At 65.4% G+C, this 14,005-nt stretch carries 12 protein-coding genes and 1 tRNA gene; 5 read left to right on the forward strand and 8 right to left on the reverse strand.

Going from position 1 to position 14,005, the window contains the following annotated elements; translation table 11 throughout:
- Nucleotides 1–153: 153 nt before the first annotated feature.
- The gene (locus POM99_RS09725) at nucleotides 154–1,632 is read right to left on the reverse strand and encodes an NAD-dependent succinate-semialdehyde dehydrogenase (RefSeq protein ID WP_333907584.1); all 1,479 of its coding nucleotides are present in this window, start codon (nucleotides 1,630–1,632) and stop codon (nucleotides 154–156) included.
- A gap of 167 nt (nucleotides 1,633–1,799) precedes the next feature.
- Here POM99_RS09725 and POM99_RS09730 point away from each other — a divergent pair, with 167 nt between their 5' ends.
- The 3 genes from POM99_RS09730 to POM99_RS09740 all read left to right on the forward strand — a co-directional run bounded on the left by POM99_RS09730 (nucleotide 1,800) and on the right by POM99_RS09740 (nucleotide 6,909).
- Nucleotides 1,800–3,350 carry a TonB-dependent receptor gene (locus POM99_RS09730; protein WP_277277233.1) on the forward strand — a complete coding sequence of 517 codons (1,551 nt, stop codon included), beginning with the start codon at nucleotides 1,800–1,802 and terminating at the stop codon, nucleotides 3,348–3,350.
- Between the two features lie 158 nt (nucleotides 3,351–3,508).
- The gene (locus tag POM99_RS09735; protein ID WP_277277235.1) at nucleotides 3,509–5,722 is read left to right on the forward strand and encodes an alpha-ketoacid dehydrogenase subunit alpha/beta; all 2,214 of its coding nucleotides are present in this window, start codon (nucleotides 3,509–3,511) and stop codon (nucleotides 5,720–5,722) included.
- On the forward strand, nucleotides 5,719–6,909 hold the full coding sequence (locus POM99_RS09740; RefSeq protein ID WP_277277237.1) for an MFS transporter: 1,191 nt from the start codon (nucleotides 5,719–5,721) through the stop codon (nucleotides 6,907–6,909). The genes POM99_RS09735 and POM99_RS09740 overlap by 4 nt, the downstream gene beginning before the upstream one ends.
- 546 nt (nucleotides 6,910–7,455) lie before the next feature.
- On the opposite strand, the gene POM99_RS09745 is transcribed toward POM99_RS09740, so the two are convergent.
- A tRNA-Gly gene (locus POM99_RS09745) sits at nucleotides 7,456–7,530 on the reverse strand.
- Between the two features lie 226 nt (nucleotides 7,531–7,756).
- Here POM99_RS09745 and POM99_RS09750 point away from each other — a divergent pair.
- On the forward strand, nucleotides 7,757–8,665 hold the full coding sequence (locus POM99_RS09750; RefSeq protein WP_277277238.1) for a tetratricopeptide repeat protein: 909 nt from the start codon (nucleotides 7,757–7,759) through the stop codon (nucleotides 8,663–8,665).
- Between the two features lie 4 nt (nucleotides 8,666–8,669).
- Nucleotides 8,670–9,293, forward strand: a complete 624-nt coding sequence (locus POM99_RS09755) for an LON peptidase substrate-binding domain-containing protein (RefSeq protein ID WP_277277240.1) — start codon at nucleotides 8,670–8,672, stop codon at nucleotides 9,291–9,293.
- 145 nt (nucleotides 9,294–9,438) lie between these two features.
- On the opposite strand, the gene POM99_RS09760 is transcribed toward POM99_RS09755, so the two are convergent.
- From POM99_RS09760 to argB, 6 genes are all read right to left on the reverse strand, one after another.
- Nucleotides 9,439–10,059: a MarC family protein gene (locus tag POM99_RS09760; RefSeq protein ID WP_277277242.1), complete on the reverse strand. Its 621-nt coding sequence runs from the start codon at nucleotides 10,057–10,059 to the stop codon at nucleotides 9,439–9,441.
- 4 nt (nucleotides 10,060–10,063) lie between these two features.
- Nucleotides 10,064–10,813 (reverse strand): hypothetical protein, encoded by a 750-nt coding sequence (locus tag POM99_RS09765; RefSeq protein WP_277277244.1) that lies wholly within the window; start codon nucleotides 10,811–10,813, stop codon nucleotides 10,064–10,066.
- 142 nt (nucleotides 10,814–10,955) lie between these two features.
- Nucleotides 10,956–11,849 carry a bifunctional methylenetetrahydrofolate dehydrogenase/methenyltetrahydrofolate cyclohydrolase FolD gene (gene folD / locus POM99_RS09770; RefSeq protein ID WP_277277246.1) on the reverse strand — a complete coding sequence of 298 codons (894 nt, stop codon included), beginning with the start codon at nucleotides 11,847–11,849 and terminating at the stop codon, nucleotides 10,956–10,958.
- Between the two features lie 25 nt (nucleotides 11,850–11,874).
- Nucleotides 11,875–12,174 (reverse strand): YggT family protein, encoded by a 300-nt coding sequence (locus tag POM99_RS09775; RefSeq protein WP_277277248.1) that lies wholly within the window; start codon nucleotides 12,172–12,174, stop codon nucleotides 11,875–11,877.
- 220 nt (nucleotides 12,175–12,394) lie between these two features.
- Nucleotides 12,395–12,979: a hypothetical protein gene (locus tag POM99_RS09780; protein WP_277277250.1), complete on the reverse strand. Its 585-nt coding sequence runs from the start codon at nucleotides 12,977–12,979 to the stop codon at nucleotides 12,395–12,397.
- On the reverse strand, nucleotides 12,976–13,896 hold the full coding sequence (gene argB / locus POM99_RS09785) for an acetylglutamate kinase (RefSeq protein ID WP_277277252.1): 921 nt from the start codon (nucleotides 13,894–13,896) through the stop codon (nucleotides 12,976–12,978). The genes POM99_RS09780 and argB overlap by 4 nt, the downstream gene beginning before the upstream one ends.
- Nucleotides 13,897–14,005: the final 109 nt, after the last annotated feature.

Below are 14,005 nucleotides of genomic sequence, written 5' to 3' on the forward strand. Positions count from 1 at the left end.
CAAGCCCGCACCCTCCAGGTGATCCATGAAACGCGCCCCTCGCAGCCGTCAACGCCATGATTTATATGCGAAATATCACGATTACGACAGCGAAATCAGCGACTTACTTGGAGAATGTGGGTTGATAGTTGATGGGTTCTTCAGGAATTGCGGTCAGCGCAGCACATCACCGATGCAGATGTATTTCATCTCCAGGTACTCCTCCATGCCGTGGCGCGAGCCTTCGCGGCCCAGCCCGGACTGCTTCACGCCGCCGAAAGGAACGTGCTCCGTCGCGATCACGCCAGCATTCACGCCAAGAATCCCGCATTCCAGGGCTTCGGACACGCGCGTGATGCGACCGATGTCGCGGCTGTAGAAGTAGCTGGCCAAGCCGAACTCCGTACTGTTCGCTGCAGCGATGGCGTCGTCCTCGTGCTTGAACTTGAAGATCGGGGCCAGCGGACCGAACGTTTCCTCCGTCGCGCAGAGCATGTCGGCGGTCGCATCGGCCACCACGGTGGGCTGGAAGAATTGGCCATGCAGCTTCGCGCCACCGGCCAGAATCCGCGCGCCTTTGGCCTTTGCGTCATCCACGTGACGCTGCACCTTCTCCACCGCCGCGGGCTCGATCAGCGGCCCCTGCACCACGCCTTCGTCAAAGCCATTGCCGACCTTCAACGTCTTCACCTTGGCGGTGAACTTGTCGATAAAGGCGTCGTACACGGCCTCTTGCACGTAGATGCGGTTGGCGCACACACAGGTCTGGCCAGCATTGCGGTACTTGCTGGCGATGGCGCCTTCAACAGCCGAGACGAGATCGGCATCGTCAAACACGATGAAGGGTGCATTGCCGCCCAGTTCCAACGCGAGCTTTTTGACCGTGGGCGCACTTTGGGCCATCAGGATGCGGCCAACCTCGGTGGATCCGGTGAAACTGATGTGGCGAACCTTGTCGCTGGAGCAGAAGACCTTGCCGGCCTGCACGCTGTTGTCGCTGTCGGCTGTCAGCACGTTCAGCACGCCAGGCGGAATGCCAGCGCGCACTGCCAGTTCAGCCGCAGCAAGAGCCGTCAGCGGTGTGAACTCGGCAGGCTTGATGACGACGGTGCAGCCTGCAGCCAATGCAGGAGCCACCTTGCGGGTGATCATGGCGAGGGGGAAGTTCCATGGCGTGATCGCGGCGCAGACGCCGATGGGTTGGCGCAGGACCGACAACCGCCGGTTGTTGTCGAACTGGGGCAAGGTCTCGCCAGCCACCCGCTTGGCCTCCTCGGCGTACCACTCGACGAAGCTGGCCCCGTACGCGACTTCTCCCTTCGCCTCGGCCAGCGGTTTTCCCTGCTCGGCCGTCAGGATGCGAGCGAGGTCGTCGACATTGGCCATCAACAGGTCGAACCAACGGCGCAGGATGTTGCTGCGCTCCTTGGCCGTTTTAGCCTTCCAGGGTCCCAGCGCGGCATCTGCGGCGGCAATCGCGACCTCCGCTTCCTCTGCGCCCATGTTCGCGACGTCGGCAAGCTTTGCGCCGGTGCTCGGATCCGTGACCGCGAACTGCCGCGCGCCTTCAAGCCACTGGCCGTTGATCAGTGCGCCGGTCCGCAGGAGCATGGTGTCTTTGAGCAGGTGAAACGGAGAGATGGGTTTGGTCATGGAAGGATCCAGTGGTCAGAGGTGGCGCACGAACCGCGTGCGCGAACGGGGACGAACCTCGACCGACTAGCACGCTCAAGCATGCCTGGAACGGTCGGGTACGCCTCCATTTCATTGCGAATTGAGTCTAACATAAAGATCCACTACGCGAAAAATCAAGGGCCCAAATGACGTTGTCCGCAGTCGATCTGCTTCAGGAACGCTGGGCCGCTGGAGCCGCGATGCGGCAAGCCGCCACATTGCAGCGGTCGCTTTACGACTGCCTGCGCAAAGCGGTACTGGATGGCGGGCTCCCTCCGTCCACGCGCCTGCCCGCATCGCGCGACCTGGCCCAGGCGCTGAACCTGTCCCGCAACACGGTCAAAGCCGCGTTCGAGCAACTCGTCGCCGAGGGCTACCTGCGCGCCGCCACTGGCAGCGGCACCTACGTCTGCGACGTGTTGCCCGAGGAGGTGCTGTGGGCGTCTTCGGAAAAATCTGCTGGCCGCCCGGAACAAGACTGGCCGACGCCGGAGATCAAGCTGTCCAAGCGAGGATCGCAGGTGCTGGAGCGGACGTGGACCTTGGGAAGTCAATGGGCCCTGAATTCCCCGGCTGGGTCGCGCCACAAGTGGGTCGCCGGAGCCGCACTGGTCAAGAACGACACCAGCGTGCGTGAAGCGATCCAGGTCAATTTCAGCTCGTTCGGTGGGGCCACGCTGTCCAATGAAACCCCGGCCGAGACCCTCGCCGGCTCAGCGCCTTATCTGGAGCCGGTCCGCCAGGATGCCATCGACCTCGGCCTCTTCGGCCAGGTCGACTGGGCACTGACCGACAAGTTGACCCTCACGACCGGCCTGCGTGGCTCGTGGTATCGCAAGAAGTTCGTGGCGAGCCTCGAATTCCCCGGCTTCAGCTTCGGCGAAACCCCGACCGAAGTCTCGCAATCCAACCTCTCGTTCCGCGCCGGGCTCAATTACAAGGTCGATCCGGACAATATGGTCTATGCCTCGATCTCGCAGGGGGTCAAATCAGGGGGCTTCTCGGTCCAGTTCATCCTCAACCCAAACCAGCTGCCGGGTGCCAAGCAGGAGCGCCTAATCGCCTACGAAGTGGGCTACAAGGGCAAACTCGCGCGCGGGCTCAACCTCAACCTCGCGTCGTTCTATTACGACTATCATGATCTCCAGTCGCTCACGCAGGTATTCGTCAACGGGGTGTTCACCCAGCGCTTTTCCAACATCGGCAATGCGCGGGTGTTCGGTGCCGAAGGCGATATCACCTGGATGCCTGTCCGCGGCCTGACCCTGCGCGGCGGGGCCACCTACCTCGACACCCGGATCACCCGCTCGGGCGACATCAATGGCGATGGCACGGCGAACGACTTTACCGGCAACAAGCTGCAAAGCGCGCCCGAATGGTCGGCCAACTATCTGGCGCGCTATGACATCCCGCTGTCCGGCGACCTTGATCTGTCATTGCAGTACGATGGCAGCTACACCGGCAACAACTGGCGCAGCATCGACAACAACCCGTTCAACTATACCGAAGGATCCCTGCTGCATAATGCAACGATCGGGTTGACCGGGCCGAACGCGGGCTGGGCCCTGAGCGCCTGGATCAAGAACATCTCCGACACGCGGACGATGGCCTGGCAGTTCAACTTCGGCGGCAACATGCGCCGCAGCTACATCCCGCCGCGCACTTTCGGTGCAACCGTGGAATTCAAGTTCCGCTGATCGAACAGGGGCCGTGGCAAGTGCCCGGCCCCCTTTCCCTTTGATGATCGGACAGAACCGTTCGGCGGTGGGGCAGCGCGTCGATGGGCCGTTCCCCAGCCGCGCCCCTGTGCGCGCATCCCCCCAAATTGACCTTTCTCAGTTCAGGAGACCTTGCCGTGCCGGAGATCGAGCAGCTCTCTCCCCATTCCTCGTGGCAGGTTCTCGCAAGCTGCGAACCGGACTGGGACGGTGCCTCACCGGTCCTGCTCGGGACCATGCTGACTCAGCTGCATCTCATTCGAGCCTTCGAAGAAACAGTCCTCGATCTCGCTGCACAGGGTCTCGTTCATGGCCCCGCCCATTCCAGCATCGGTCAGGAAGGGGGCGCGGTGGGCTCGATCGTCGGGCTGCGCCCATCGGATGCGATCAACGGATCGCATCGGGGCCACCATCAGTTCCTCGCCAAGGCCCTCGGCTTTGTCGCGCCAGCCGGGCTTGACCCGATGGCGGCCATCGATCCCGTCGTGCATGACCTCCTGGTCAAAACCCTGGCGGAGATCATGGGTCTTGCCCAGGGCTTTTGCCGGGGCCGGGGTGGCTCGATGCACCTGCAATGGAAGGAGGCCGGAGCGCTTGGCACCAACGCCATCGTCGGCGGTGGCGTTCCGCTGGCCGCGGGCCACGCCTGGGCACAGCGCCGCGCCCGCACCGACGACGTGACCATCAGCTACTTCGGGGATGGCGCGGTCAACATCGGTTCGGTGCTCGAAGCGATGAATCTCGCGGGGGCCTGGCGCCTGCCGATGTGCTTTTTCATCGAGAACAATCTCTATGCCGTCGCCACTGCGGTGGACGAGGCAACGGCTGAACCGCGGCTGTCCTCGCGTGCGCTGGCTTTCGGCATACCGGGCTGGCGGGTTGACGGCATGGATCCGCTGGCGACCAAGCTGGTGATGGACCGCGCGCTCGATCACATGCGCTCCGGCCGGGGGCCGGTGGTGATCGAGGCCGAGGTTTACCGCTACTTTCACCAGAACGGATCGCTGCCGGGCAGCGCCTTCGGCTATCGCCGCAAGGCCGAGGAAGCGGAATGGCGCAAGCGCGATCCGCTTGATCGGGTATCGGGCGAGATGATCCGGCGCAACCTGATCACGCAGGAGGCCGTCGATGCGCTGCGGCAGCGGTGCATCACGGCAATGCACAATGCCGCCGCCAGCTTGACCGAATCCGATCCCGAGCGTGATGGACGCAGCCGGATAAAGCCTGCACTTTGGCCGTCGCCCACCTTCCGCGACGTCGGGATCAGGGGCGACCTGTCGGAGACGCAACACCTGCGGACGCTCGAGGCAGGCACCTATCGCGGCGAAGTCGCCGATATCAAGATGATCGATGCGGTTGCCGGGGTCATGGCCAGGCGGATGGAGACCGATGACCGGGTCGTCGTCATGGGCGAGGATGTCCATCGGCTCAAGGGTGGCACCAATGGTGCGACACGCGGTCTGGCCGAGCGCTTCCCTGACCGGGTGCTGGGCACCCCGATCAGCGAGAACGCCTTCGTCGGGCTGGGCGGGGGCATAGCTCTCGATGCCCGGTTCCGGCCGGTTGTTGAATTCATGTACCCGGATTTCATGTGGGTTGCAGCTGATCAGGTGTTCAACCAGATCGGCAAGGCCCGGCACATGTTCGGCGGCGATCACCCCGTGCCGCTGGTCCTGCGCACCAAGATCGCGATCGGCACCGGCTATGGTTCGCAGCACAGCATGGACCCGGCCGGCATCTTCGCCACCAATCCGGGCTGGCGCATCGTCGCCCCCTCCACGCCCTTCGACTACATCGGGGCGATGAACGCGGCCCTGGCATGTGATGATCCGGTTCTGGTGATCGAGCACGTCGATCTCTATTCCCGCACCGGCCCGGTCCCGGCGGGCGACCTTGACTACGCCATCCCGGTGGGCAAGGCATCGATCAGACGTCAGGGGTCCCGGCTCACCGTCCTGACCTATCTGGCGATGGTCGATCGCGTGCTGGAAGCGGTCGACCTGACGGGCTGCGACGCCGAGGTCATCGATCTGCGGTGGCTCGATCGCGCCAGTTTCGACTGGGAAACCGTCTCGGCCAGCGTGATGAAGACCGGCAGCTTGTTGATCGTGGAACAGGGTGCCGAAGGCACGTCCTACGGCGCCTGGGTTTCCGACGAGGTCCAGCGCCGACTGTTCGACTGGCTGGACCAGCCAGTCAAGCGAGTGACGGGGAGCGAAGCCGCACCCAGCGTCTCGCGCGTGCTCGAACGTGCTGCCTATGCCGGCACCGAAGAAGTGGTCACCGCCCTGATCGAGGCCTATCGCGATATCGGTCTGTCCGTTGCAGGACACGCGGAGGTCAGGCCGTGATCGCCGAAGATCCCTTGGCAACGCCGCAGCCAGCTTCTCCGCAACGGCACCAGCGTTGCCGGCTGACAGGCCAGACATTGCGCCTGCTGGCCATCTTCGTGTTTGGCGGGCTGTGCAACACCAGCCTGCTGTGCGGCCCGGCCATCGCCATCGAACTGGCCGCGAAGCTTGGCTACAGTCCGGCGCAGGTCGGAACCTACTTTTCCATCGAATTCGCCGGCTATTTCTTCGCCGGACTGGCCGGCTCGCGCATCCTGCCGCGCTCGAACTGGCGGACAGTGGCCTTGGTTTCCGCCATCGTCTTCGCAGCGGGATCGATATGCACCCCCCTTGCGATCCATCACTTCGCGTGGCTGGTGCCGGTCCGTCTCGTCACCGTCACGGCCGCCGCGCTGCTGTCTACCGTCTGCCTTGCCAATGCGAACGACAGCGATGATTCCAGCCGCGCGATCGCGCTTCTCATTACGGGCCAACTTGTTGGAGGGGTGATCGGACTGGCCGCGCTCCCCCGGCTGTTCGAAGCTTTCGGCCTCGGTTCCTATTTCATGGTTCTTGGCGTGCTGATGTTCTCCGCGATGCCCATGCTGAAATCCCTCTCGGCGGGATCGCAGCGCCAAGACCACGCCCGGCCCATGCGCGCGTCACCTCGTGGAGGCCTGCTGCTGCTGCGTTTCCCGGCCATTTTCTGCTTCTACGTGGGTATGGCGGGCATCTGGACCTTTGCCGCAGATTTCGGGGCGCAGGCCCACCTTTCTCCGCAAGCGATCGGCAACGTCCTGTCGGGCGCCACGGTCTGCGGGATCCTCGGATCAGCCCTGGCTGGCATTCTCAGCGGCCGCGCATCGATCGGGATCAAGCTGGCCGTGGGCTACGGGATCCTGATCACGAGCACGGCGGTCATCGGGCTTGGCGGCACCCTCGCCGCGTTCCTGGCGGGGGCCTTTGCGTTCAAGTTCGCCTGGACCTTTGTCGTGCCCTATATCTTTGCGGCCATTGGCAAGTTCGACACCAACGGAGAACTGATGGCGGAAGGCATGATGGTGACCGGCCTCGGACTTGCTGCCGGTCCCTTCATCGCCGGACAGATCGTGGAGCATTCCGGCAATGCAAACCTCGTCGTCACCGGCGGCATGGCATTGCTTGGACTGGCCTGGGGTTCCGCCACGCTCCTCGGACGCCTTCCCTGAAGACCACCCCAGGCATTGGGGAACTCTGCACCCTGTGCATCTGATGCGGAGTTTTTGAGCCGTATCTTCCCCGAAATCCGAACGCGGCCCGGAAGACCAGGGCACGATCCGGGCATGTTGTCTTTTGGACTGTGGACCGCAGGCCTTCGCTGAGCCGTTGACAGACTGGAGCGGGCGAAGGGATTCGAACCGCCCGGCGAAGCGGCTTGCCGCGCAGCGCAGCAAGGGACTCAGAGGGTTCCCCTCAGGGAAGCCCTGCGCTCGATCTAAGGGCTGACTGCTGAAGAGAAACTGGAGCGGGCGAAGGGATTCGAACCGCCCGGCGAAGCGGCTTGCCGCGCAGCGCAGCAAAGAAACCAGAGGGTTCCCGGCAGGGAAGCTCTGCGCTTGATCTAAGGGCTGACTGCTTGAAGAGAAACTGGAGCGGGCGAAGGGATTCGAACCGCCCGGCGAAGCGGCTTGCCGCGTAGCGCAGCAAAGGAACCAGAGGGTTCCCGGCAGGGAAGCTCTGCGCTTGATCTAAGGGCTGACTGCTTGAAGAGAAACTGGAGCGGGCGAAGGGATTCGAACCCTCGACCCCAACCTTGGCAAGGTTGTGCTCTACCCCTGAGCTACGCCCGCTCGTGCGTTTCTGGCCGGTGGGAAAGTCCCCGTCCGGCTGGGGTGTGGGGGCCTCTAACGGTGAGTCGGGATTGGCGCAACCCCCCAAATGCACTTTCCTTTCCTGCCGGTGCGGAAAGCGCCGTCTGTTCCCGATTGCGCACCCGATTGCACTTGCCGAATGCATCTGCATTCCCACATGGTGGCGCAAAGACAGGACGCGCGCGTCCGCACCCGGAGACCGCAATTGGCAAGCCTTGGCCTGAACCTCGACGAACAGAAAGCCGTCGACCGCTTCCGCAAGAACGTGGTCGAACCTTCGATGACCAAGCTGGTCATCCTCGATTTCTGGGCGGAATGGTGCGGCCCGTGCAAGGCGTTGACCCCGCTGCTGGAAAAGGTGGCGGCCGAGTATGCCGACAAGGGCGTGATCCTCGCCAAGGTGAACGTGGACGAGGAGAAGTTCATCGCCGCGCAGTTCCAGGTGCGTTCGATCCCCACGGTCTATGCCATGTTCCAGGGGCAGCCGGTGGCGGACCTCACCCCGGCGCGCAGCGAATCGCAGCTGAAGCAGTATCTCGACCAGATCCTCAAGCAGCTGCCGGTGCAGGCGGGTGACGAACCGGCGCAAGACATTGGCCCCCTGCTCGCCATGGGCGAGGACGTGCTCGGCACCGGCGATGGCGAACGCGCCGCCGGCATCTTCTCGCAGATCGTCGAGATCGCGCCCGACAGCGCGCCCGCCCATTCCGGGCTGATCCGCGCGCTGCTGCTGGCCGGGCAGAAGGACGAGGCGGCCGAAGTGCTGGCCGCGCTGCCGCCCGAAATCGCCAACGATCCGGTCATGGCGCAGGCCAGGTCCGCGCTCGCGCTGGCGGAGGACGCGCCCGAGGAAGGCGAACTCGCCGGCCTGCGCGCTGCGGTGGCCACAAACCCGGAAGACATGGACGCGCAGCTGGCGCTCGCCAACGGACTCTATGCGGCGGGTGACCGCGACGAGGCGGCGAAGCTGCTGCTGGCCATGGTGGCCAAGGACCGCTCCTGGAACGATGGCGCGGCGCGGGCGCGGCTGCTGCAGATCTTCGAGGCGATCGGGCTGGAAGACCCGTGGGTCGCCGCCACCCGGCGCAAGCTTTCCACCGTGCTGTTCGGTTAAGGCCATGGCCACGGCGGGCACGGTGCGGCTGTCGATCTTCCCGTTGGCGGGGGCGCTGCTGTTCCCCGGCCTGCAATTGCCGCTGCACATCTTCGAACCGCGCTATCGCGCCATGGTCAGCGATGCCCTGGCGCGTGACCGGCGCATCGCGATGATCCAGCCGCAGGCCGCGGTCGAAGGTGCGCCGCTGTTCAGCGTGGGCTGCGTGGGCAAGATCGCGGATGTGGAAGCGCTTGAGGACGGCCGCTTCAACATCGTCCTCGAAGGCCTCAGCCGCTTCCGTGTGCTGCGCGAACTCGAAGTAACTACCCCGTTCCGGCAGGTTGAGGCGCAACTGCTGGAAGACGATGCCGACGCCGTGCTCAGCGCCATCGAACGCGCCTCGTTCGAACGCGAAGCGCGCAAGTTCGCCGATGCGCAGGGCTATGCGGTGGATTGGGATTCGGTCGGCCGGCTTGACGACATGTCGCTGATCAACGGCGTCTCCCAGATCGCCCCCTTCGATTCCGCCGCCAAGCAGGCCCTGCTCGAAGCGCCGACGCTCGGCGAACGTTGCGAACTGCTGGTGCAGCTCATGCAGTTCTTCGGCCGCCACGATGACGACGATGGGCGGGTGACTCTTCAATGATTGGTGCGTCTTCCGCCTCCGCGGAAGGCTTGCGGCACCGGCCCACTCCCCCGCCCGGCCACCCACGAGAGTACCCTGAATGGGTGGCCGGGCGGGGGAGTGGGCCGGTGCCGCAAAGGAAAGCCCGGATGGGCTTTCCGCACCCTCAAAACTGCGCCTTGATCCCATCGATCACGAACTGCGCGGCCAGCGCCGCCAGCAGCACGCCCAGCAGGCGGGTGATCACCGCCTCCACTTGCGATCCCAGCGCGCGGATGATCGGGCGGGCGGCGACGAGCGCGAGGAAGCTCAGCAGCATCACCACCGCCAGCGCGGAGAGGATCACCAGCGTCTCGGTGGTGCCGTGCGCCCGCGCGGTCAGCAGCATCACCGATGCGATGGAGCCGGGGCCCGCCAGCATCGGCATGGCCATGGGGAACACCGAAACGTCCTCCACATGCGGCTGCGCGCTGCGCACCTTCTCGGCGCGTTCCTCGCGGCGCTCGGTGCGCTTTTCGAACACCATGTCCAGCGCGATCAGGAACAGCATGATCCCGCCGGCGATGCGGAAGGCGTCCAGCTCGATATGCAGCGCGCCCAGCAGGTCTTCGCCGAACAAGGCGAACACCAGCAGGATGCCCGTGGCGATCAGGCAGGCGCGCATGGCCATGCTGAACGCCTGCTTCGCGCTGGCATGGGCGGTCAGCCCGGCATAGATCGGCGCGCAGCCCGGCGGGTCGATCACCACGAACAGCGTGACGAAGGCGGAAAGGAACAGTTCCAGCATCGCCTCAGCCCGCCTTCGCGGTCAGGTGCAGCACTTCGCCCATGGCCCCGTCCTTCCACATCCACACCGTCCACACGCGGCTGCCATCGCCCTGCACGGTCGATCGCCAGGCCAGCGATCCATCGTTGGCCTGCCCGTCCTTGTTGTCCGCCTGCGGGGCGGAAACCGGCGGGATGGGGCCGGCCAGCGGGCGCATCGGCGGCGGGCCCTTCTGCGGCCTGGGCGGAGTCGGTCCTTCGCCTTCGGGTCGGCGCGGGCGGGCCGGGCAGTCGGCCACCTTGCCTTCCAGCCAGTCCGCCGCGGGCAGGGGGCTGGCAAGGTCCGCGCCCTGGTCCAGCACCCACTTGTACTGGCCCTTCCTGTCGCGCTTCCACACCGTGGAGAACCAGCCGCTTTCACCACCGGGCGCCTGGTACGCGCCATAGGTCACGCCCGCGCTGCCATCGCACGATACCCAGGCCTTCTGCGCCTGCCACTGCACCGCCTGCGGCGGGTTGGCGCGCTTCTTCAGCCAGGGCCGGGCCAAGGTGCGCTGCGGCACGAACATCTCGGCCTCGTCATCGGCGGTGGCGTCGAAGGCGGTCCACTGCCCCTTTTCCTGCGCCAGCCGCGCAAAGGCCAGCTCCGCCGCCACCAGCGCGCTGGGATTGCCCACCGGGGTCATCGCACGCGGATCACCGCCCGCCCGCTGGGCGAAGGCGGGGGCGGCAAGCATGAGGGAAAGGGAAACGACGGCAAGGAAAGGGCGCTTCATGCGGGCGAGCCTAGCCGAAGCGCCGCGCCGTGCCCACCCCCAGCCCCTCCCGCGTGCGGGAGGGGAGAAGGAAGCGCTGCAAAGTCCCCCTCCCGCTTGCGGGAGGGGTTAGGGGTGGGCAATCCCCCCCCGCCCCGCGACCTCAGATCGCGTCCGCCGGCAGGTCCAGCCCTTCGTTGCGGAACGCGGCCACCAGCGCATTGCGCAGCAGCACCGCAATCGTCATCGGCCCCACGCCGCCCGGCACCGGCGTGATCGCACCGGCCACTTCGGCCACGCCGGCATAGTCCACGTCGCCCACCAGCTTCGTCTTGCCTTCCTCGGCCGCTGGCACGCGGTTGATGCCCACGTCGATCACCGTTGCGCCTGGCTTGATCCAGTCGGCCTTGACCATCTCGGGCCGGCCCACCGCCGCCACCACGATGTCGGCGCGCTTCACCACGTCGGCCAGGTTCTTCGTGCGGCTGTGCGCCACCGTCACGGTGCAGCTTTCCGCGATCAGCAGCTGCGCCATCGGCTTGCCAACGATGTTCGACCGGCCGATCACCACCGCGTCCAGCCCGGAAAGATCGCCCAGCCTGTCCTTCAGCAGCATCAGGCAGCCCAGCGGCGTACAGGGCACGAAGCCCGGCTGGCCCACGGCAAGGCGGCCGGCGTTGGTCACGTGGAACCCGTCCACGTCCTTGTCCGGGCTGATCGTGGCGATCACCTTCTGCTCGTCCATGTGCCGGGGCAACGGCAGCTGCACCAGGATGCCGTCGACGGCGGGATCGGCGTTCAGCTTTTCCACCACGGCCAGCAGGTCGGCCTCGGCGGTGTCGGCCGGCAGCTTGTGTTCAAAGCTGTTCATGCCCGCTTCCAGCGTGCTCTTGCCCTTTGACCGCACATAGACCTGGCTGGCCGGGTCCTCGCCCACCAGCACCACGGCCAGCCCCGCCTTGCGGCCGGCCTTGGCCTCGAACGAAGCGGCCAGTTCTCCCACCTTCGCCCGCAGGTTCGCGGCAAAGGCCTTTCCATCGATGATCGCGGCAGTCATGTCGGCACTTCCGTTATGATTGTGGTCAGATCGACGTGGCCATCGAAGCGAGGAAGAACAGCACCTGCACCAGGATGCGCAGGCCGAAGATCAGGATCATCGGCGAAAAATCGATGCCCCCGGTGTTCGGCATGACCCGGCGTATCGGGTTGAGCATGGGATCGAGAATGGCGCCCAGCGCGGTCCACACGGCGGAAACCGCCTTGTTGTGCAGGTTCACCACGTTGAAGACGATCAGCAGGCTCAGCACGAACTGCACGATCACCACCATCACGACGATGTCGATCAGCTGCGATATGGCCGAGATCAGCGTGAACAACAGCATTTCGCGTTCCCTTGTCAGATAGGAGTGCACGCTCCTAGCCGACCCTCTCCCGAAGCCACAAGGGCTCCCTCGCCGCGATGGCTGCGGCGTGGGCCAATTCTGTATGTGTTGCATACAAATTTTGCAAGCGCGCAATGCGTGTTTCAACCCGGTTCAAAGGGGTTCAACGCCCTCTCAACCGGTTTCAGCCCCTCCTCAGTCGTTTTCAACTTACGCGAAATCAGGGCGCGATCGTGCTGCTTTCGATGTGCCAGCGCAGCTGCTCTTCGGTGGCGCCGGGCACGTCGTTCACCCGCCGCAGCACCACGTCGCCCCGCACCGTGCGCGGCCCGTCGATGATCCGCACCGGCGCGGTGTAGTACGATGATCCCGCCGCGCCTTCCTGCTCGCCGGGATAGACCGTCACCTTGGGGTCCAGCAGGCTGGCCCACTTCGCCGCGAAATCCTGTGTCGAAAGGCCGCTCTTCTCGCCCTTTTCACCCCAGAAGGCGCGCACTGTGGCCCAATCGCGCATCTGCACCGCCTTGGCCCAGTCCTTCATCACTTCGGCAGGATCGCGCGATTGCGAAGGCTGGCCCGGCGTGGCGATCTCGGCCGTCGGCGTGGCCGAAGGGGCGGGCGCGGCGGTCGCCACCACGGGCGCCGGTTCAGCCACGGCCGAGGCGGTCGGTGCCGGTTCCGGCGCGCGGTCGCATCCGGCAAGATTGATGGCGAGCGCGGATGCGCAGGCGGCGGAAAGGCAGGCGCGGATCATGCGCGCCAGACTCGCCGGGACGCGCGAAGTTCCCGGCGCCAGCCCGATCACGCCCGGATCAGCGTGCCCGCGCCGCGCGCGGTGAAGATTTCCAGCAGCATGGCGTGGGGCACCCGGCCATCCAGAACCACCGCCGCCTCGCAGCCTGCCTCCACCGCATGGACGCAGGTTTCCAGCTTGGGAATCATGCCGCCCTGGATCGTGCCGTCCTCGGCCAGCCGCGCGATGTCGGCAGGGCGCAGGTCGGTCAGCAGCTGCTTGTCCTTGTCCAGCACGCCCGGCACGTCGGTCAGCAGGAACAGCCGCGCCGCGCCCAGCGCTGCCGCAATCGATCCGGCCATGGTGTCGGCATTGATGTTGTAGGTTTCGCCATCCTTGCCCACGCCGATCGGCGCGATCACCGGGATCATCCCGGCGGCGCACACGGTGTCGATCACGCTGGTATCGATCTTCTCGGGCTCGCCCACGAAGCCCAGGTCCACCACCAGCGGCTCGCCATCGTCCTCGATCGCCTTGGGCGCCTTTGACTGTACCTTGCGGGCAAGGACCATGCCGCCGTCCTTGCCGGAAATGCCGATGGCCTTGCCCCCGGCACGGCTGATCCAGCTGACCAGTTCCTTGTTGATCGCGCCGGCCAGCACCATCTCGGCGACCTCGGCGGTCTGCTTGTCGGTCACGCGCAGGCCGTTGACGAAGTGCGATTCGATGCCCAGCGCCTTCAGCATGCGGCCGATCTGCGGCCCGCCGCCGTGTACCACCACCGGGTTGATCCCCACCGCCTTCAGCAGCACGATATCCTGTGCAAAGTCGTGCGCCAGCTCGGGATCGCCCATGGCGTGGCCGCCATACTTCACCACGAAGGTGCGCCCGGCATAGCGCTGCAGATAGGGCAGCGCCTCGATCAGGGTCTCGGCCTTGTCCAGCATCGACTGGCGATAGGCGGCGTAAGGGTCGGCAGGCGTGGTCATGGCGCGCGCCCTTACGCCTTTGGCCGGAAAAATGAAGCGGATTCGTGATGGGGCAAGGGCGTTGACCGCGCGGATTGCGCGCGCCAGACCATGCCGGACGGGCGCTGAA

Origin of the sequence: Novosphingobium cyanobacteriorum (genome assembly GCF_029436685.1) — a bacterium.
Classification (GTDB): domain Bacteria; phylum Pseudomonadota; class Alphaproteobacteria; order Sphingomonadales; family Sphingomonadaceae; genus Novosphingobium; species Novosphingobium cyanobacteriorum.